Source organism: Clostridium sp. AF20-7 (genome assembly GCF_003479275.1).
Classification (GTDB): domain Bacteria; phylum Bacillota; class Clostridia; order Lachnospirales; family Lachnospiraceae; genus Otoolea; species Otoolea fessa.
Window position 1 is genome coordinate 41,856 of sequence record NZ_QUGF01000005.1, and the last position, 20,323, is coordinate 62,178.

Below are 20,323 nucleotides of genomic sequence, written 5' to 3' on the forward strand. Positions count from 1 at the left end.
ATGCATGCAATCGAACGTGCAGAATACATCTTGTCCATGCTGGAGAAGAATAAAGTAGTCATGGTGACGGATCTGAGCCGTGAAATGGGAGTTACGGAAGAAACGGTTCGAAAGGATCTGGAAAAACTGGAAAAACAGGAGAAATTAAACCGTGTTCACGGAGGTGCCTACTTAAACGAAGGTTTTGGCAATGAAACTCCCATCTCGGTTCGCAGCAAGGTGATGCAGGAAGAGAAAAAGCTTCTTGCATCTCTCTGCATGCAATGGATCCACGAAAAGAGTTCCATTTTTCTGGATTGCAGTACCACGGCTCTTCATATTGCAAAGCAATTAGCGGATTTTCCCGGCAAGCTGACCGTCATGACCAATTCTCTGGCAGTGGCAAAGGAGATTGATGCGAATCCGCAGATTCGTCTTATTTTATTTGGCGGTGAGCTGAATCGCGATCGGGAAGCGTTTGAAGGACAGACCGTACTGGAACAGATGAAAACCTGCTTTATCAATTATGCATTTGTCAGCAGTGCCGGCTGCAGTCTGGAGGCAGGTATTACAGATTCCACCCGTGAAGAAGCAGATATCCGTCGTCAGGTATTAAAGCAGGCGAAACATAAGATCCTGGTGGTGGACAATACGAAGATCGGACGCAACGAGGTGTATGTGATCGGAGAGTTGGAGCAGCTCAGTCAGGTGGTTGTGGATCATTCCATCCGAAAAACCAATCCGGACCTATGGGAATGGTTCCAGGCACATCAGATCCCTGTCCTGGAAGGGAAAGCGGAAAGAAAATCAAAAACCAAAGGAGATGAGCGATAAGATTATGACAGATTTGAAGGAACTGAAACAAAATGTGCTGATGACAGCGAAAAAGGCCTATGATGAAAAGCTGATGGCCGGAACAAGCGGCAATATCAGTGCTTACTTTCGTGAGAAGCAGTGGATCGTAATTACTCCCAGCTCCTATGATTACAGTTTGATGGCGGAAGAGGATATCGTAGTGATTGATCTGGATGGCAATCTGGTCGAAGGAAGACACAAGCCATCTTCCGAGTGGAAAATGCATGCTGAGATTTACCGTCACCTGTCCCATGCTAATGCGGTGGTGCATACACATTCTCCTTATGCAAGCAGTTTTGCGGTAAACCATCAGGAAATTCCAGTTGTACTGATTGAAATGATTCCTTTCTTAAAAGGGAAACTGGAGGTAAGTCCTTATGCACAGCAGGGAAGCGCAGAGGTTGGTCTGAATGCAGTTCCAATCCTGGAACGGAAAAATGCCTGTCTGATGGCCAATCACGGTGTCGTGGCTATCGGCGGAACATTACCGGAAGCATATACAAACAGTGTTTATGTGGAGGATGCTGCAAAGATCTATCATCTTGCACTCTGTTCAGGACATCCGGTTGTGATCAAAGAATACGAGGAGGTCTGATATGACAAAGGCGTATGAACGATTATTAAAATGCTATCAGTGCTTTAAAGACAAAATTAATTTTAAGCCGGAGGTGGCACTGGTGCTGGGATCCGGACTCGGTGATTATGCAGATACCATTCGGGTAGAAGCTGTTTTGGATTATCATGATATTGAGGGTTTTCCTGTGTCCACAGTCAGCGGACATAAGGGCAGATTTGTCTTTGGATACGTAGGAGATGTCCCGGTCGTAATCATGCAGGGACGTGTCCACTACTATGAAGGATATTCCATGGAGGATGTAGTTCTTCCCACCCGTCTCATGAAGATGATGGGGGCCCGGGTCTTGTTTCTGACCAATGCTTCCGGCAGTGTGAATTATGATTACAAAGCCGGTGATTTTATGATGATCACCGACCAGATCAGTAATTTTGTACCGTCTCCTCTCATCGGACCCAATGAGGAGATGCTGGGAGAGCGTTTCAGCGATATGTCTGAGATTTACCGTAAGGACCTTTGTGAGATCATCCGGGGTGCTGCTGCAGACCTTCAGATTCCGCTTCAGGAGGGAACCTATATCCAGCTGTCCGGTCCGAATTTTGAAACTCCCCATGAAGTAAAAATGTGCCGGATACTTGGAGGAGATGCAGTAGGAATGAGCACCGCATGCGAGGCCATAGCTGCCAATCATATGGGCATGAAGGTCTGCGGTATTTCCTGCATTTCCAATCTGGGATGCGGAATGACTGATCAGCCTTTGAGTGCGGAGGAAGTGAAGGAAACAGCTGACCGTGTTGCACCGTTATTTAAACAGCTGATTACGGAATCCATAGTTCGAATCGGTAAAATGATCTGAGTGATGAATAAAAAACAAAGGAGATGATAAAGTGGACAATCAGTCAGAAGCAATCAAAAATGTGTACTTGCATGAAGACGGCAAAGCTGTGACCATCATTGATCAGACTAAGCTTCCAACGGTTACCGAATACCTGACCCTTGGAACGGCGAAGGATCTGTATGATGCCATTTTTGAATTGAAAGTCCGGGGAGCACCGGCAATCGGAATTTGTGCGGCATTTGGAATGTATGTTCTGGCCGGAACGATTGAAACCGGGGATTACGATGAGTTTTTAAAAAAATTCAGAGAGTATAAGGATTATCTGAACTCTTCCCGTCCAACGGCAGTGAACCTGAGCTGGGCATTAAACCGCATGGAGCAGGTAGTGACAAGCCACAGCGATGCTTCTGTACCAGAGATTCTTGGATATCTGAAGAAAGAGTGCATGGATATTCAGGAAGAGGACAGCCAGATGTGCAGAGCGATTTCTGAATATGGTTTAAGCCTTATTAAGGACGGAGACGGAATTCTGACACATTGCAATGCCGGACCCTTAGCCACCTCCCGCTATGGAACTGCCTTAGGACCTCTCTTCCTTGGAAAAGAGCAGGGCATGAATTTCCATGTATTTGCAGATGAGACAAGGCCGCTTCTTCAGGGAGCAAGACTTACCTCATATGAGTTAGATCAGGCAGGAATCGATGTAACATTGATTTGTGATAACATGGCCAGCATTGTAATGAAAAACGGCTGGATCCAGGCCTGCTTCGTAGGCTGTGATCGTATCGCTGCCAACGGTGATGCGGCCAATAAGATTGGAACCAGTGGTGTTGCAATCCTTGCAAAACATTACGGAATTCCGTTCTATGTATTAGGACCGAGTTCAACCATCGATCTTGACTGTGCAACTGGCGATGATATCCAGATCGAACTTCGAAGTCCGGAAGAGATCAAAAGCAAATTTTATGAAAAACCGATGGCACCGGAGGGTGTCAAATGTTATAATCCGGCATTTGATGTAACCGATCACACGCTGATCGCCGGAATTGTAACGGAAAAAGGAATCTGCAGACCACCGTATACGGAGAGTCTTGCAAATATGTTTGGCAAAAACAAAAAATAGGAGGAAAAGATTGATGAAAAAATTATTTGGTATTGTAGCAGGTGTAGCAGTATCCGCAGCGTTAATGACAGGATGCGGTGGAAACAATAATACAGCCGAGACAAAGGAAAATACGGCTGAAACAGCATCAGCTTCTGCTGAGAACGCTGATGGAGATTTAAAGATCGCCATCGTGACCAGTCCATCCGGTGTAGATGACGGCTCCTTTAACCAGGATAACTACAACGGTATCCTGAAATTTATCGAGTCTCATCCGGGAGCAACCGTAACTCCGGTTCGCGAGGAAACCGGTGATCCGGCTGCAGTTATTCAGGCAGTTGCTGATATCGTTGCAGACTACAATGTGATCGTATGCCCGGGCTTCCAATTCTCCGGAATCGGAACCATCGCAACCGATAACCCAGATGTAGATTTTATCCTTGTAGATACGAATCCGACCGATTCTGAGGGTAATGACATCGAATGTGATAATATTTATGCAATGACTTTCAAGGAGCAGGAAGGAGGTTTCTTCGCGGGAATGGCAGCTGCACTGGAGTCTGAAAGCAAAAAGGTAGCTGTAGTAACCGGTATTGCATACCCAAGCAATGTAAACTATCAGTACGGTTTTGAGAGTGGTGTCAATTACGCAAATGAGAAATATGATACCGGTGTTGAGATCGTAGAGATCCCATCTTACGCAGGCGTTGACGTTACCAATAAAAATGTAGGTGGAAACTATGTTGGAAGCTTTGCAGATGAAGCAACCGGTAAAGTTGTTGGAAAAGCTCTCATCGATGAGGGCTGTGATATTCTGTTCGTAGCTGCAGGCGGTTCTGGAAACGGTGTATTTACTGCTGCTAAAGAAGCTGGCAATGTAAAAGTAGTAGGCTGTGACGTAGACCAGTATGATGATGGTGCTAACGGTTCTGATAACATTATTCTGACTTCTGTACTGAAAGTTATGAGCATGAACGTAGAGAAACAATTAAATGCTATCGCAGACGGAGGTTTCCAGGGAGCAAACGCTCTGTTAGGTGCAGATTCTGATTCTGTTGGTTATGTAACAGAGGAAGGACGTCAAAGCATGTCTGAGGATACCGTGAAGAAGATGGACGAAGCATATGAACTTGTAAAAGATGGAACTATCGTTCCGGCAGCAAACTTTAACGGAATTGAGCCGGAAGATTTCCCAGGATTGAAATAATACGTTCTGTACCAGAAAATGAGGAGGCTTAAATGTCGGAATATATCATTGAAATGAAGCACATCACAAAACGTTTCCCAGGTATCGTGGCAAACGATGATGTGACGCTTCAAATTAAAAAAGGTGAGATCTTCGCACTGCTTGGCGAAAACGGTGCCGGAAAATCAACTTTGATGAGCATGATATTTGGTATGTATGAACCGGATGAAGGTGAGATCTTCATCCGGGGTAAGAAAGAACAGATTCATTCTCCAAGCTACGCAACAAAACTCAATATTGGTATGGTCCATCAGCATTTTAAGCTGGTACAGAATTACACGATTACAGAAAACATTATTCTGGGTTTAAAGAAGAAAGACAAACTGTTTGGAATCCTTCCCTATGTTGATTTAAAAAAAGCAGATCAGGAGATCGAGGCGCTTTCTAAGAAGTACGGTCTGGAAGTCAATCCGATCGATGTGATCGAAAATACAAGTGTATCGACACAGCAGCGTGTCGAGATCCTGAAAATGCTGTACCGGGAAGCTGAAATTCTGATCTTTGATGAGCCGACAGCAGTGCTGACGCCTCAGGAGATTGAATCCCTGCTGACGATCATCCGCAACCTCAGAGATGATGGAAAAACCATCATCCTGATCACCCATAAGCTGGAGGAAATCAAAAAAATTGCAGATAGATGTGCGATTTTAAACAGAGGAAAGCTCATCGATGTTCTAGATGTCGCCACGACCTCTACAAAGCAGATGGCCAATTTGATGGTTGGACGGGAAGTTTCTTTTGAAGTAGAGAAATCAGAGCCTCATTACCGGGAGACTGTGTTAGAGGTAAAGAATCTCACTGTAAAAAACCAGGATCATTTTGAAGTAGTAAAAAATGTATCCTTTTCTGTCCACGGCGGAGAAGTATTTGCCATTGCCGGAGTATCCGGCAATGGTCAAATTGAGATTGCAGATGCGATTGCAGGAGTTGAGAAGGCAGCTTCAGGTAGTATTCTTCTGAATGGAGTCGATATCACCAATTACTCCATCCGCAAACGAACCCTGGAAGGAATCTCTTATATTCCGGAGGATCGGCAGAGCTGCGGCCTGGTCATGGATTTTACCCTGGAGGAAAATCTGGGACTGAAAAACTACTTCCGAGAACCATTTTCCCATAAAGGTGTACTGGATAAAGCAGAATTTTCCCAGTACGGAAATGAACTGATTGACCGGTATGACATCCGGAGCAGTCAGGGAAACAAGACCATTGTCCGCTCCATGAGCGGCGGTAATCAGCAGAAGGCCATCATCGGAAGAGAGATTGAACTTCAGTCTCCTCTGATGATCTTTGTGCAGCCAACCAGAGGTCTGGATATCGGAGCCATCGAAAATATCCATAAGCAGATTATCCGACAGAGAGATGCAGGAAAGGCAATCCTGCTGATTTCGTTAGAGCTGGATGAGATCATGAATTGTGCAGATACCATCGGAGTAATATATAATGGAGAAATCCAGAAAATAGCAGCTGCAAAAACGCTTACATCAAATGAAGTGGGAGAATTTATGATGGGGGTGCACCAAAATGCTGAAAATTAAACACAGATTGAAAAAGATGCTTGTCAGACTCCTGGGAAATGAAAAATACCAGGGTATCACCATTCCCATGTCGGCCATTTTCTTAAGCCTTCTGGCTGGAGCTGTGATCATTCTTTCGCTTGGCAAGAATCCTCTGTCGGCCTATGGTAACCTTCTCCAGGGGGCTGGATTCCTCCCGAAACCGAGTTATGCCGGATATAAGAATATGCTGACCGACTTCACCAGTTATATGAATGCCTGGACTCCGATGCTTTTTGCGTCTCTGGCAGTAGCAGTCGGTATGTGTGCCGGACTCTTTAATATCGGTGTCTCCGGTCAGATGCTTACCTCTGGTTTTATCACAACTCTGGTGATCGGATATAGTTCCCTTCCGGCAGCGGTGGCTAAGCCATGCGTACTGATTGTCGGAGCAGTCGTTGGTGCACTCATCGGTGCACTTATTGGCTGGTTAAAATACAAATTTAATATCAATGAAGTCGTATCTTCGATCATGATAAACTATACGGCCCAGTATGTGATCAGCTTTTTCATCAACACGTACTATATCAATCCGGTTTCCAGGCAGTCCCAGGCCGTCTCGAAAGCATCCCGCCTGACTCTGATGGACACACCCGTCGGAAACTTGAAAATGGATATTCCCTTAGGAATCCTTCTTGCAGTTCTGACTGCAGTCCTGGTGAAGTTCGTGTTAGATCGCACCGTATTTGGCTATGAACTCAAATGCGTGGGACTTGGAAGAAAAGCGGCCATGTATGCAGGTGTCAATGTTGGCAAAAGCATGATCATGGCGATGATGTTCTCCGGTGCATTAGGAGGCCTGGCAGGAGTGACGTACTACCTGGGGTATTTTGGTTCGATTCAGCCCCGCGTCCTTCCAAGCACCGGTTTTGATGCCATCGCAGTGGCACTTCTTGCAGGAAACCATCCCATCGGCATCATATTTTCATCTCTTCTGATCACAGTGATCAGCAAGGGCAGTACCTACATGAATTCAGCATCCGGTCTGGAATCAGAGATCGCATCCGTTATCACCGGATTGATCCTGCTATTTTCCGCCTGCGGTGTATATATCCGTTACAAAGTGAATCGAATGAAACAAGAGTTAAATGAAGAGACAGAAAGGGGGATCAGCTGATGGAACGAATCCTGATTGATGGTTTATCCTTTGCGATCCCGCTGTTCGTAATGGCAATCGGAGGGATCTACAGCGAAAAGAGCGGCGTGACGAATCTGGCTTTGGAGGGATTGCAGGGAATGGGGGCATTTATAGGCGCCTTTGTGGCCGTTCTGGCTGCAGGCTATTTTGGAAGCAATTCCCAGGTTCCTTATTATCTCGCAATTGTATGTGCCATGGCAGGTGGAATGCTGTATTCGCTCTTATATGGACTGTTATGTATCCGTCTGAAGGCAAATCAGATCATTGGCGGAGTCGTGATCAATATCCTGGCTATGTCACTGACTGCATTTTTTACAAAACTTTTAAACCGCCTTGTGTTCGGTGCAGCTTCGGAAAAATTTGTTCTGGGTGTGTCTGCACGGTTTACAATTCCGCTGCTCTCCGGCATCCCAGTAATTGGAGCCGCATTTAAAGATGTCTATCCATTTGAGATCCTGATCCTTCTGATCGCAGTTGTTGCTTGGTATGTGCTGTATAAAACGCGTTATGGCATGAATCTTCGTGCCTGTGGAGATAATCCTCACGCAGTAGACGCAGCAGGAGAGAATGTTACCCGGATCCGTCTGATTGCAGTCCTTGTATCCGGTGCTCTGTCCGGTCTGGCTGGAATCAGCTTTGCTTATTCCATTTCAGCGAACTTTTCTTCCAACATCTATGTGGGATACGGATATCTGGCGATTGCAGCCATGATATTCGGAAACTGGAAGATCCTTCCTACACTTGGATCCTGCCTGCTGTTTGGTTTTGCCCGATCCGGAGGCTATTATCTTGTCCAGAAGATGCAGATGCCCAGCAGTTACTCGGATCTTGCCATGACGCTGCCTTATATCGTTACAATGCTGCTTTTGATTTTCTTCTCAAAATACAATCGTGCTCCTCGTGCACTTGGAGAGATTTACGACAAAGGAAAGAGGTAGAACATGAATATTCGTTTTTATAATGCCCAGATTCTTCCGATGAATGGAAATATGGATATCATCCACGGAGAGGTATGGGTCGAAGGGAACACTATTACATATGTAGGTCCTCATAAGGAATGCGGCAATGTGTGGGACCGTGAGATCGATGCAGAAAAAAATCTCATCATGCCGGGCTTTAAAAATGCACATACGCACACAGCCATGACGTTTCTTCGATCCTATGCGGATGATATGCCGCTGCAGGACTGGCTGACAAAGCAGATCTTCCCGATGGAAGCAAAATTACAGCCGGATGATATCTACTGGCTCTCCAAACTGGGAATCATGGAATACCTGACCAGCGGTATTACCTCCTGCTTTGATATGTATCTGAATACAGAAATGATGGCTAAAGCATCGGTAGAATGTGGATTCCGGAGTGTACTCGTCAGCGGAATCAATGATTTTTCCTCTTCATTGGAGGAAGTGGAGGCAGATTTTAATACCTACAACCAATATGATGAGCTGATCAGGTATTGTCTGGGATTTCATGCAGAATACACTTGTTCCGAAGAACTCTTAAAAAAGATTGCCGAGCTGTCACAGCGCTACAAGGCTCCTGTATTTGCTCATATGTCAGAAACAGAACGGGAAGTGGCAGAGTGTGTACAGCGCCATGGAACTACACCTGCAGCTTATCTGGATTCCCTGGGCTTATTTGAACATGGGGGCGGTGGATATCATTGCATTTGGTTTACCGATGAGGAAATAGAACTCTTCCGCAGGAAAGGACTGACAGCGGTAACCAATCCTGGATCCAACACAAAACTTGCAAGCGGCATCGCCAACACTACGGCATTTTTGAAACACGGAGTCAATATGGCCATTGGCACAGATGGACCAGCCAGCAACAACTGCCTGGATATGTTCCGGGAAATGTTTTTAGTGACGGGACTGGGAAAACTTCATGATCGGGATGCATCTGCAGTACCAGCAGAAGAAGTTCTGAAAATGGCAGTAACCGGCGGTGCAAAAGCAATGGGACTGACAGACTGCGACTGCCTTGCAGAAGGCAAAAAGGCGGATCTGATTATGATCGATCTGAACCAGCCGAATATGCAACCTATCAACAACCCGATGAAAAACCTGGTATACAGCGGAAGCAAACAGAATGTGAAGATGACCATGATCAACGGCAAGATCCTCTATGAAGACCAGAAATTCTTCATTGGGGTGGAGCCAAAGGAAGTTTACAAAAAGGCAAATGAGATCATAACCCGAATGAGACAATCATAGGTAAAAGCGTTAAATTCCGTTGACAACACATTCTTTATTTGATACTATTTATCAAGTAAATTCAATATTCCATGAGGGAGTAGTTAGCGCGAAAGTGTGGTTTGTCAACATTCTGATTATAGCAACTGTATAATCTGGCAAATCTTAAATAATGAGACTCATGTATATCGATGGACGACAGTTTTTGTATCATGCATAGCTGTCAGTTGATATACATGAGTTTTTCTTTTGTGCATTGATGCAAAAAAGGGAGGACATCATAATCGACAGTGAGCGGTGAAGGAACATGCATTACATCTAGGAGGAAATGAAAAATGATGCTGTTTTTTAAAGTGTTTTTTACAGAATTTATCGCAGAGATGGGCGATAAAACCCAGCTTATGCTGGTTGCTCTGACTTCAAAATATAAGTTGAGAGATATTATACTAGGAACTGCGGCGGCGATTCTTGTTCTGAATGGTCTTGCGGTTCTGGCGGGCGGACTTGTCAGTGAATTTATTCCTGACTGGCTTATTAAGATGATTGCAGCACTTGCATTTCTGTATTTCGCCGCATCGACTCTTGCCGGTGATGATGACGAAGAAGAGGAGGAGGGCGGTAAATCAAAGATTCAGTTCGCACCCTTAGCTGTTTTTTGTACATTTTTTGTGGCAGAACTGGGAGATAAGACTCAGCTTACAGCCATCACGTTCGGAGCCAATGAAGGCATGAAATCAGCCTTTGTTGTATGGATTGGATGCTCTCTGGGACTTTTTGCAGCGGATATTCTCGGAATGCTGGTTGGATATCTTTTAAAGAGCAAAACTCCCGATGGGCTGCTGAATACACTGGCATTTGTTATTTTTTCCATATTTGGTGCTTTCACACTTCATCAGGGACTGAACATGATGAACGCAAGAGTCTGTCCGATTCCGGTATGGCCGGTATGGATTGCTGCGGCTGTTATTTTTACTGCCTTATGTGCCTGGATCTATATAAAAAGAAAGAAGGAAAATAAATGCGATATTTAAAACCACATTTTTATGATAAATTTGTCTGTACAGCAGGAGATTGTCCGGATAGCTGCTGTGCCGGATGGCAGATCATGATTGATGAAACCTCTCTGGAGCGATATGGAAATGAAAAGAGCGAGTTCGGAACGCGATTACGCAATTCTATTGACTGGGATGAAGAATGTTTTTACCAGAACAATCGGCGCTGTGCATTTTTAAATGAAGAAAATCTCTGCGATCTTTATAAAGCACTGGGACCAGATTCTCTTTGTGATACCTGCCGGATGTACCCGAGACATACGGAAGAATACGAGGGACTTCGGGAATTATCTCTTTCCCTGTCCTGTCCGGAGGCGGCTAGAATCATTCTTTCCTATAAAGAACCGGTCCGTTTTCTGGAAGAAGAGGACAATTTGGAGGACGATTTTGAAGAATTCGATTTTATGATGTTTTCCCAGTTGGAAGATACAAGAGATGTTCTGTTTTCGATTTTACAGGATCGATCCCTTCCTCTGACACTCCGAATGTCGGCATCCGAACAGCTGACAGAACAATATCAGATCCGGGTGGAAGAGCAGAAGGAATATGAAATTGATGAACTTCTGCGAAACTGTGAAGCTCATCATCAGAGAAAAAAACTTCAGGAATTTGTATCAGAAAGTCTTGCTGAAAAAGGCATTGATGCAGCATCTCTCCATCGGTGGGCACGCCAGATAGAAGAATTGCAGGTACTACGCGGTCTGGAACGCCTGCGTCCGGAATGGGATGATGTGCTGGATGGTGCTGAAAAGTGGCTGTATCAGGGAAGTGAGGAAACCTATCATAAAATTTGCGAAGAATTTCATAAGGCATATGGAAGCTTAGGAAGTCACAAAGAAGAATGGGAAAATCTGGGCGAGCAGCTTTTAATGTTTTTTGTCTATACCTATTTTTGCGGGGCTGTCTACGACGATATGGTCTGTTCCAAGATGGAACTGGCATTGTTCTCTGTCCGCTGGATACAGGAATTTCTGATGGTCCGATGGCTGGAAAATGGAAAGAAACTTTCCATGGAGGATGTGGAAGAAATCTCCTGGAGATATGCCCGGGAAGTAGAACATTCCGATGATAACTTAAATGCACTGGAAGACTGGCTTTTTGAGCGGTATGCGCCGGTTTAATCACCGAAAGAAGCATATTGCAAAAATGAATCATACGAACAAAAAAGCTCTATTCTATAAAATTGAGCGTACCGTATCTCCGGACGTCAACGAATAGCATAGAGCTTTTGAGTTAAATTTTGCCACATAATGCTTCTGTCATTTTCATGATAATAAGCAAAAGGTAAGCGTCAGTAAACCAAGAGGTTACCGCATAAGGCGCAGCAGACCGATTACTTTGCCAAGAATCTGTACTTTATCCACAATAATCGGATCCATGGTTGCATTCTCCGGCTGGAGACGATAGTGACCGTTCTCCTTGAAGAAACGCTTAACGGTAGCTGAATCATCGATGAGTGCAACCACGATCTCGCCATTCTCTGCGACACTGGTCTGTTCCACGATAACACGATCTCCGTCATAGATGCCCACATCGATCATACTATTGCCGCGGACCTTCAGCATAAAAGTTTCGCTGTTCGGAAGCAGTTCTGCCGGAATCGGGAAATAGTTCTCCACATTCTCATCAGCCAGAATCGGCGCACCGGCTGCTACAGTACCGATAAGGGGTACATTCACCAGTTCACGGCGGGACAGGTTAAAAGTGTCATCAACGATCTCGATGGCTCTCGGTTTCGTCGGATCCCGGTGAATATATCCGTTCTTCTCAAGCTGTTCCAGATGAGAGTGGACAGAAGAGGTAGACTTAAGCTGTACCTTTTCACAAATTTCACGTACCGTCGGCGGATAACCTTTCTTTAAAATGCATGCTTTAATAAATTCCAAGATCTCTTTCTGTTTATCTGTAATACGTCCCTGTGCCATATAGATTCCTCCTGTCGATGAAGTATATAAAATGTTTTTAATATCGGATATACAGTGATTCTGGCAGGATACAAGTCGAACGCCCACCTGATGGGACCAGCAGCTGAATCACTGAAAGGTCTGGCCTATAGTAAGCCCTTATTATATTATATATAGTAACATATGTTCGGGCAAAATGCAAACTATTGTTCGTCTTTATCAATGTTTTCTTTTTTAAGCTGTTCTCTTGCCTGCTCAAGCAGCACTTCCAGACGGGCATTTTCTTTGTCTGCCTGACGAAGAAGTTCCTGCATTTCCCGTTCTTTTTTGAATAGTGCGCGCTCCATCGTAAGCTCCGCCTGGGCTTTGCATTGCTGAATACTCATATCAGCATCCGCTTTTTGTTTTGATAATCCCTGGGTAAGTTCTGTGAGTTTCTGCTGTAGTTCTTTATTTTCAGTTTCAAGTGCCAGAATCCGATCGGATGCATGCTGATAGGACTCTGACTTTACCTCCTGTTCCTTCTGAGAGTGAGAGAGAGCAAGTACAGTATCATGAAGTTCCTGTTTGCATTGCAAAAGCTCATTCTTAAGCATTTCTTCTGATTCTTTTGAATGTTCATTTTTCTTCAGCTGATTTTGTGCCTCTTCTAGTTTCTCCTTCAGCATCTGGTTGATCTGTTCCTGATCAGCAGCACCTTTTCTGAGCGATTCTAGCTGTTCGGTGAGTGTCTGTTCCTGCTTGGTCAGCAAAGCGGACTCCGCATCCATTTTTTTCTTTTCTGCTTGAAGTTGTTCCACTTTTTTCTGTAACTCTGTGAGGCGCAGTTCTTTTCTCTGAAGTTCAGAAGAGAACTCCTCCCGTGCTCTGGCTTCTGCATTCTGGTTCAATTCCAAGCTATACAGATATGCGGAGGTGATGGACTTAACCATGGTTTCAAACTCCTCAATCTCGACACTTCTCCCCGGGATTGAGGATTTGGCTTGATTTAACTCAAACACCTGCATCACATGATCAAAGCCCTGGGCCTGGTTCATTCCTTTTTGTTCGCAAAATGCACGGAAAGCATCCGCTGTATCGGAATCGATTCGAAAGTTTGCCTGTTTAATTTCTCCCATATTCTATATTCTCCAATCTATTTTTTTGTAACTGTTTATGCAACTATTCAGTAGGTCTGCGCATTTACTGCGCTGACCGTACGAAAACATGGGTCAGCAGGCAAAAATCCCATTGCCGTAGGTAATTTTTAATGGATTTTTGCGTGTGACTGTGAAGGTACTGAACAGTTACCTGTTTGTTTAATACCCTGACATTCTTGCTGCGAGGTGGTAACTGTTCATACTCATGTAGACAGTTACGCGAGATAATACTCTGCTTATCAAACTGATTTCAAAGAAGTGCTTTGCAAAGATCATGCGCCAAGTCTTATAACGTTCGATTTAAACTGAAATTTCAAATTGCGTCATACTTTATTTTATGTATATAGATTATCATGAAACCACAAGGGCGTCAATCTGATTCTGTGATATGTTATATATATGTTATACATAATTATTGTTATACATAGATTATGATTTTGATAGTAAAAATAGGAATGAAAATATCAACTATTCGTGAAAGGATGCTTTCGCGAATAGTTTCATCGACTTTTGTGGTTATATTTGCCAGAAATAGCAGCGCAGTTTTGTGCAATATGTATGATTCCCTATAAAAATCTATATACCTAAAGTATTTAGATTTTTATAGGGAGCAGGTGTCTGCTGCTTACGAGCAGAGCCGCGTTTTCTTACGGCACTTTTGAAACCGAAAATACCGTAAGAAAAGGTGGTGGCAACAGAAATTTGCCGTATTTAAATGCGAAGACACGGAAAATTTCGTTACTGGGCACGTATGCGTGAACAGTAGCAAGCTGCGAACAAATGTTTGCTTTTTTCTTTCGAAACCATTGACAAACATTTGTTCGTATCGTATAATGTAACTATACAGAACAAATGTTCCTGACATTTTTATAATATTCAAATCTCTTCTCATTCTTTAAGAACAGATTTGAATACAAAAAGACGATTCCAACAAAACACGAGAGGAGAAGATTGCAAATGTATACGTTGAAAAAAGGTGTTATGGTTTTAGCTGTTGTTTTCATCATGCTGCTTTCGGGCTTTTTTGGACGGAGTCTGATGTATGTGATGGCTGAGGAAGAAGCAGATACTAGACCGGAAAAGTACTATACCAGTATTCATCTGAAAGATGGAGATACGCTCTGGAGCATTGCTCAGACATATTGTGCAGATTCGGAGGAGTCAGTTGAAGAGTATGTACGGGAGCTGCGCCAGATGAACAGTCTTTCGGATGACCATATTGACGCAGGGCATTACCTGACCATTCGTTATTATAAATAAATCGTTACCGTTCACATACACGTACACACAACCGATAACAGAGACAGAATCAAATTTATAGAATTTTCCATATTCCTGTCCGTAGTCTGTTCATTTAATCTATTTTCTGGTAGAATAAAGTTTAGCAAGCAGTCTATATCTGATTAAATGACAAGCGACAGAAGAACAGGAGGAAATAAGGATATGAGTATTGTATATCACGAATCATCGAAGATATTTCATTTATATAACCAGACCATCAGCTATATCATGATGGTTCTTCCAAACGGACATATGGGACAGCTGTATTATGGGAAAAAGATTCGTGACAAGGAAGATTTCTCATACCTTCTTGAATTAGCTCCCAGAGACATGGCATCTTATCTCTATGAAAACGATCGCACCTTTTCACTTGGACATATTAAGCTGGAGTACGGTACTTACGGAAGCGGTGATTACCGTCATCCGGCAGTAGAGATTCTCCAGAATGATGGAAGTACCTATTCAGATTTTCAATTTACTGGATATCAGGTTACATCCGGAAAGCCAAAACTGCCAGGACTTCCCGCTACTTATACTGAACAGGACGGGGAAGCTGAAACTCTTATTATTACGTTAAAAGATACCCATACTAATCTGGAGCTGCATCTTTTATATACAATATTTGTCGAGGGCGGTGTCATTGCCCGAAGTGCTTCTATTTCCAATCAGGGAGACATTTCTGTACAGGTTCAGACCGCGATGAGTCTTTGCCTGGATCTTCCTGACCACGATTATGAGTGGATGCAGTTTTCTGGGGCATGGGCGAGAGAGCGCGCACTCCACACACGCAGGCTTGAGTATGGCATTCAGGCGATTGACAGCACCCGGGGACATTCTTCCCATGAGCAGAATCCGTTCATTATTTTAAAACGCCCTTCGGCTGACGAATTTCAGGGAGAAGCCATTGGCTGCAGCTTGATTTACAGCGGTAATTTTCTGGCTCAGGCAGAAGTGGAGTCACATGGAACCACCCGTCTTATGATAGGAATTAATCCGTTTGGCTTTAGCTGGGAGCTGAACCCTGGTGAAACCTTCCAGACTCCGGAGGCAGTGCTTGTTTACTCCTCTCAGGGACTTAACGACATGAGCCAGACTTTTCACCGGCTGTATCGGCGCCGACTGGCAAGGGGGTACTGGCGTGATCGCGAGCGCCCAATCTTGATCAATAACTGGGAGGCAACTTACTTCAATTTTACCGAAGAAAAACTTCTACAGCTGGCTTCCAGAGCGCAGAAATGCGGCATAGAGCTGTTTGTTTTAGATGACGGCTGGTTTGGTGCCAGAAGCAGCTCAAAAGCCGGACTGGGCGACTGGGAGGCAAACCGTGACCGTTTGCCAAACGGTCTTTCCGGACTGGCACAGAAGATAGAAGCGCTCGGTATGAAGTTTGGTCTCTGGATCGAACCGGAGATGGTAAATGCCGATTCCGATTTATTCCGCACGCATCCTGATTGGATCCTCCAGGTTCCAGGGCGAACGCCTTGTCACGGACGTTACCAGTATGTATTGGATTTTTCCAGGCAGGAGATCCTTGATTACATCTATGAAAAGATTGTATCGATTCTGGAAGGCGCCTCCATTTCCTATATTAAGTGGGATATGAACCGAAGTCTCAGTGATGTATGGAGCAGAGGAGTTTCCGCCAGACAGCAGGGAGAAGTATTTCACCGCTACATTCTGGGTGTTTATCAGATGTATGAGCGGCTGACAACACGCTTTCCGGACATTCTGTTCGAATCGTGCGCCAGCGGCGGAGCGCGTTTTGATGCAGGTATGCTGTATTATGCACCGCAGGGATGGATCAGTGATGATACAGATGCGATTGAACGCCTGCGGATTCAATACGGCACTTCCTATGGTTACCCGATCAGCTCGATGGGATCCCATGTATCTGCTTCTCCGAACCATCAGCTTCATCGTCAGACACCGCTTTGGACACGTGCCAATACCGCGTTCTTCGGAACTTTCGGCTATGAACTGGATCTGGCACAGCTCGGAGAAGATGATCTATCTGAATTAAAAATTCAGACCGCCTTTATGAAACAGCACCGGTCCCTGATTCAGTATGGTACTTTTTACAGACTTTCCAGTCCGTTTGAAAACAATATCACTGCATGGATGGCGGTCAGTGAAGACCGCACAGAAGCCCTGGTCGGCTGGTACCGGACACTGAATGTCGCCAATGGTCCGTTTACGCGGCTGTATTTACAGGGACTGGAAGAATCCGATCTTTACAATGTCACGGAATATACAGAAGGACATGAAAGTGCCGTAAGCACCCACTATGGTGACGAACTGATGAATTTAGGACTGATTACCAGTGACGCCTCTTCCGGACAGTATATGGATGGTAGAAGAGAGAGCTGCGACTTTGATTCTCGCCTGTTTTATGTACAAAAGCAGGCTGAATAATAAATAAGATAAAAGCATTAAAAAGGGATTCTCCCGAAGCTGGTTTTCAAAGAAGAATCCCTGTAACTGTTCAGTAGGTCTGCGCATTTACTGCGCTGACCGTACGAAAACATGGGTCAGCAGGCAAAAATCCCATTGCCGTAGGCAATTTTTAATGGATTTTTGCGCGTGACTGTGAAGGTACTGAACAGTTACGAATCCCTTTAATTTAAATCCGGCGTTTCCCCGTATAATCCCGCTTCCGGCGTTCATTTACGATATGATTCAGAATCCCGCCACCGATAATAATAACGGCTGCCATCATCAGCACACGTTTCGCCCCTTCCTGCGGAAGTGTGCTCTTAGACGCAATCGACGTAGTATTGAATTGAAGGGTATATTCGATTTCATGAGGCGTTCCCATCGCCAGTGTATCCGCCCTGACTGTAAGTTCTTTTGTCAGATCCAAAACAGGGATCGTAAAATGAGAATTTGCGTCCTTGGCACTTTCATTCTCGTATTTTCTATTATCTACCACCATGTAATCATAATTGGAACTGCTCCATGTGATGGATATGTATGCCGTTCCATCTGTCACCGTCAGAAGAGCAGGACTCTGGATCGAAGCCTTTCCGCTTCCTCCGGTCATTGTTACCTCGATGGCATATTCACCATCCTTCAGGGAAAGCAGCGTTCCAGCACCTGCCTGCGCTGTCAACGTCCACCGGCTGCTAAATAAGATACAAATGATTCCCAAAAGAATGAAACCTATTTTTTTCATAGACAGAAAACTCCTTACCCTGTGTTTATAAATTCTTTTTCTTATACAGAAACCAGGACGCAGCAATCGAAAAACACGCCAGATACAGAAGCAGGATCCCAATCGTTGTATAAGAAAATGCCTCATGATTGGCGATGCTGCGAAGCGCCGCACTGGTCTGCGATAACGGCAGATATTCAATCACCTGGCGCAGACCATCCGGCATACTCCGGGCTGAAAAGAATGTATTGCACAGATATGCCATCGGCATAATCACGTAATTCGAAAAGCGCGGCACATCGGCATGGTTTTTGGCATAAAAAGATACCACAACTCCAATTGTGGAAAACACAGATCCGTTTAAAAACATTAGAAGAAACGACCAGCCGTTAAAACAGAGCCCCGTTCCGATCGGCAAAATCAGAAGAATAATCACGGCTCCCGCATATAATCCCCGGAGACTTCCACCGATGATCTGTCCCGCGATGAACTGCCACAGCGGGGTAGGAGAGATGATGACCTGGTCAAATGCTTTTTCGTACAATCTCTGGACGTTTAAGTTCTGGGCGATAGCATTGAAACTGCCGTTCATGGTCGTCAGGGCAACCACTCCCGGAATCAGAAAGTTCAGATACGATTGTCCGTGCGACATGGTCTGGATTCCAAGACCAAACACCAGAATATATAAAAGAGGGGCAATCATGGCAGCCAGCGTGATTTTATAAAAATCCCGCCGGAATTCTACCCATTTTTCCCATAACACAGTAAGAATACCCATTTTTACCGGCATTCCAGCTGCTGCCCGATTGTCTCCAGAAATACATCTTCCAATGTCGTACTGCGAAGCGCTGTTTCCTGTTCTGACGCGGACAAATACTGAATTGCCTCCTCCTTTCCATGAAAATAGTGTGATTTCAGCCCATCTGGTGAAGTCTCATCAACCGCATACCGCCCCAGCGTCTCTATCATATGCCCCGGAGCATCTGTTTCCTCCAGACGTCCACCGCACATAAAGCCGACACGGTCACAAAGCGTTTCTGCTTCCTCCATATAATGCGTTGTCAGAAGAATGGTAAGCTTTTGCTGATTCAGCTTTTTCAGAAGATTCCACATCTGACGGCGGGCAAATGCATCCATCCCTGCAGTCGGTTCATCCAGAAGAAGGATTTCCGGTTCTGTTAAAAGTGCCCGGCAGACCATCAGCTTCCGCTTCATGCCTCCGGAAAGCTTTCGGACGGTTCTCTTCCGATAATCGATCAACCCGCAGAATTCCAGCAATTCCTCTGACCGCTCCCGAATCTTTTTGATCGGCATATAATAAAGACGTCCCTGATATTCCATAATCTCGTTCATCGTCATATCCTGACGCATCGAGTATTCCTGCGTAACGACACTGAGTTTTTGTTTCAGCTGGTTTTTCTGACGGGTCAGCAGCTCTCCGTTGATCCAGATTTCACCCGAAGTCGGAAGCAGGAGAGTGGAGAGCATTCCGATGGTGGTCGTTTTTCCGGCACCATTCGGTCCCAAAAGCCCAAAGAACTCGCCTGTCTCAATTTTCAGGTTCAGATCCTCGACCGCCAGAAAATGATCGTATTTTTTTGTCAGATGCTTTAATTCAATCATGGTTCCCTTCCTTCACGACAATAATCGAATAATAACTTGCCCGTTCTGGAATTTCATCGATTTTATGATAAATATGCTCCTCTGGCATACCACAATTTTCGATCATGATACCTGTCATATGCTTTTCTTTCAGGGTCGCCTTGACAAGCGGCATCTTGGAAGCTGCTTTCATCAGAACCTTGGTACCCGGAAGTTCCAGCGCCGCCTCAATATCATAAGTGGACGGAATAATATGAAGCTGTTCTGAGCGGTCAACAAGACTGTCCTGAAGCTTGGCGCTGACCGCGCAGAAGGACGGAATGCCATTAATGATTTCAGTTGCATAACCATGTGCTTTTACAATTCGATGGATATAAATATAGGTACTGTAAATCGTCGGATCTCCGAGCGTGAGGCAGGCAACATCCTTCCCCTGTTCCAGCTGCTCTATAATCTGATTCGAGGCAGCCTGGTATGCTGCATTTAAAACAGCTTTATCTTTTGTCATCGGAGTAGTGAGGTTTAAGCATTCCTTTTCATCCAGATTTTCCACGATCCCGCTGGCAATTTTATAGGAAACTGCATTTTCCTTTCCATCCGCCGGTACCGCAATCACCGGGCACTTCTGAATCGTGTCAACTGCCAGATACGTCATGAGCCGCGGATCGCCCGGACCTACTCCTACGCCATATAAGGTTCCTTTTATCATAAACA

Annotated in this window: 19 protein-coding genes; 13 read left to right on the top strand and 6 right to left on the bottom strand. The window is 44.8% G+C overall.

Annotated elements, in window-relative coordinates; translation table 11 throughout:
- The 11 genes from DWX68_RS06050 to fliB all read left to right on the top strand — a co-directional run bounded on the left by DWX68_RS06050 (position 1) and on the right by fliB (position 11,653).
- Positions 1–813, top strand: a complete 813-nt coding sequence (locus tag DWX68_RS06050) for a DeoR/GlpR family DNA-binding transcription regulator (protein ID WP_106999897.1) — start codon at positions 1–3, stop codon at positions 811–813.
- Positions 803–1,429 carry a class II aldolase/adducin family protein gene (locus DWX68_RS06055; RefSeq protein WP_242995701.1) on the top strand — a complete coding sequence of 209 codons (627 nt, stop codon included), beginning with the start codon at positions 803–805 and terminating at the stop codon, positions 1,427–1,429. The genes DWX68_RS06050 and DWX68_RS06055 overlap by 11 nt, the downstream gene beginning before the upstream one ends.
- Position 1,430: 1 nt before the next feature.
- A complete protein-coding gene (locus DWX68_RS06060) occupies positions 1,431–2,264 on the top strand; it encodes a purine-nucleoside phosphorylase (RefSeq protein ID WP_106999896.1) in 834 nt (277 codons plus the stop codon).
- 31 nt (positions 2,265–2,295) lie between these two features.
- Entirely contained in the window at positions 2,296–3,369 is a 1,074-nt protein-coding gene (gene mtnA, locus DWX68_RS06065) for an S-methyl-5-thioribose-1-phosphate isomerase (protein ID WP_233430147.1), read from the top strand.
- A 13-nt stretch (positions 3,370–3,382) separates the two neighbouring features.
- Positions 3,383–4,555 carry a BMP family ABC transporter substrate-binding protein gene (locus DWX68_RS06070; RefSeq protein ID WP_118628833.1) on the top strand — a complete coding sequence of 391 codons (1,173 nt, stop codon included), beginning with the start codon at positions 3,383–3,385 and terminating at the stop codon, positions 4,553–4,555.
- A gap of 32 nt (positions 4,556–4,587) precedes the next feature.
- Positions 4,588–6,129, top strand: a complete 1,542-nt coding sequence (locus DWX68_RS06075) for an ABC transporter ATP-binding protein (protein ID WP_117795413.1) — start codon at positions 4,588–4,590, stop codon at positions 6,127–6,129.
- A complete protein-coding gene (locus tag DWX68_RS06080) occupies positions 6,116–7,264 on the top strand; it encodes an ABC transporter permease (protein ID WP_117795411.1) in 1,149 nt (382 codons plus the stop codon). Before DWX68_RS06075 ends, DWX68_RS06080 begins: the two co-directional genes overlap by 14 nt.
- Positions 7,264–8,223: an ABC transporter permease gene (locus tag DWX68_RS06085; RefSeq protein ID WP_106999892.1), complete on the top strand. Its 960-nt coding sequence runs from the start codon at positions 7,264–7,266 to the stop codon at positions 8,221–8,223. The genes DWX68_RS06080 and DWX68_RS06085 overlap by 1 nt, the downstream gene beginning before the upstream one ends.
- A gap of 3 nt (positions 8,224–8,226) precedes the next feature.
- Positions 8,227–9,501, top strand: coding sequence for an amidohydrolase (locus tag DWX68_RS06090; RefSeq protein WP_118472349.1), 1,275 nt, complete (start codon positions 8,227–8,229; stop codon positions 9,499–9,501).
- 314 nt (positions 9,502–9,815) lie between these two features.
- Positions 9,816–10,511, top strand: a complete 696-nt coding sequence (locus tag DWX68_RS06095) for a TMEM165/GDT1 family protein (protein WP_118628834.1) — start codon at positions 9,816–9,818, stop codon at positions 10,509–10,511.
- A complete protein-coding gene (gene fliB, locus DWX68_RS06100; protein ID WP_118628835.1) occupies positions 10,499–11,653 on the top strand; it encodes a flagellin lysine-N-methylase in 1,155 nt (384 codons plus the stop codon). Before DWX68_RS06095 ends, fliB begins: the two co-directional genes overlap by 13 nt.
- Before the next feature lie 186 nt (positions 11,654–11,839).
- Here fliB and lexA read toward each other — a convergent pair whose 3' ends face one another.
- Positions 11,840–12,457, bottom strand: coding sequence for a transcriptional repressor LexA (gene lexA, locus DWX68_RS06105; protein ID WP_022359416.1), 618 nt, complete (start codon positions 12,455–12,457; stop codon positions 11,840–11,842).
- 182 nt (positions 12,458–12,639) lie between these two features.
- Positions 12,640–13,554: a hypothetical protein gene (locus DWX68_RS06110; protein ID WP_118628836.1), complete on the bottom strand. Its 915-nt coding sequence runs from the start codon at positions 13,552–13,554 to the stop codon at positions 12,640–12,642.
- Between the two features lie 978 nt (positions 13,555–14,532).
- Here DWX68_RS06110 and DWX68_RS06115 point away from each other — a divergent pair.
- Positions 14,533–14,835 carry a LysM peptidoglycan-binding domain-containing protein gene (locus tag DWX68_RS06115; RefSeq protein ID WP_022359414.1) on the top strand — a complete coding sequence of 101 codons (303 nt, stop codon included), beginning with the start codon at positions 14,533–14,535 and terminating at the stop codon, positions 14,833–14,835.
- A gap of 183 nt (positions 14,836–15,018) precedes the next feature.
- Positions 15,019–17,268: an alpha-galactosidase gene (locus tag DWX68_RS06120; protein WP_118556000.1), complete on the top strand. Its 2,250-nt coding sequence runs from the start codon at positions 15,019–15,021 to the stop codon at positions 17,266–17,268.
- Positions 17,269–17,476: 208 nt separating this feature from the next.
- Here DWX68_RS06120 and DWX68_RS06125 read toward each other — a convergent pair whose 3' ends face one another.
- The 4 genes from DWX68_RS06125 to cobI are packed head-to-tail and all read right to left on the bottom strand — an operon-like array spanning position 17,477 to position 20,318.
- Positions 17,477–18,028, bottom strand: a complete 552-nt coding sequence (locus tag DWX68_RS06125; protein ID WP_118467691.1) for a hypothetical protein — start codon at positions 18,026–18,028, stop codon at positions 17,477–17,479.
- A gap of 25 nt (positions 18,029–18,053) precedes the next feature.
- Complete coding sequence (locus tag DWX68_RS06130) at positions 18,054–18,797, bottom strand: ABC transporter permease (protein ID WP_233430146.1); 744 nt, start codon at positions 18,795–18,797, stop codon at positions 18,054–18,056.
- Positions 18,788–19,630: an ABC transporter ATP-binding protein gene (locus tag DWX68_RS06135; protein WP_118491399.1), complete on the bottom strand. Its 843-nt coding sequence runs from the start codon at positions 19,628–19,630 to the stop codon at positions 18,788–18,790. Before DWX68_RS06135 ends, DWX68_RS06130 begins: the two co-directional genes overlap by 10 nt.
- Positions 19,623–20,318, bottom strand: coding sequence for a precorrin-2 C(20)-methyltransferase (gene cobI, locus DWX68_RS06140; RefSeq protein WP_333549078.1), 696 nt, complete (start codon positions 20,316–20,318; stop codon positions 19,623–19,625). The genes DWX68_RS06135 and cobI overlap by 8 nt, the downstream gene beginning before the upstream one ends.
- Positions 20,319–20,323 lie beyond the last annotated feature (5 nt).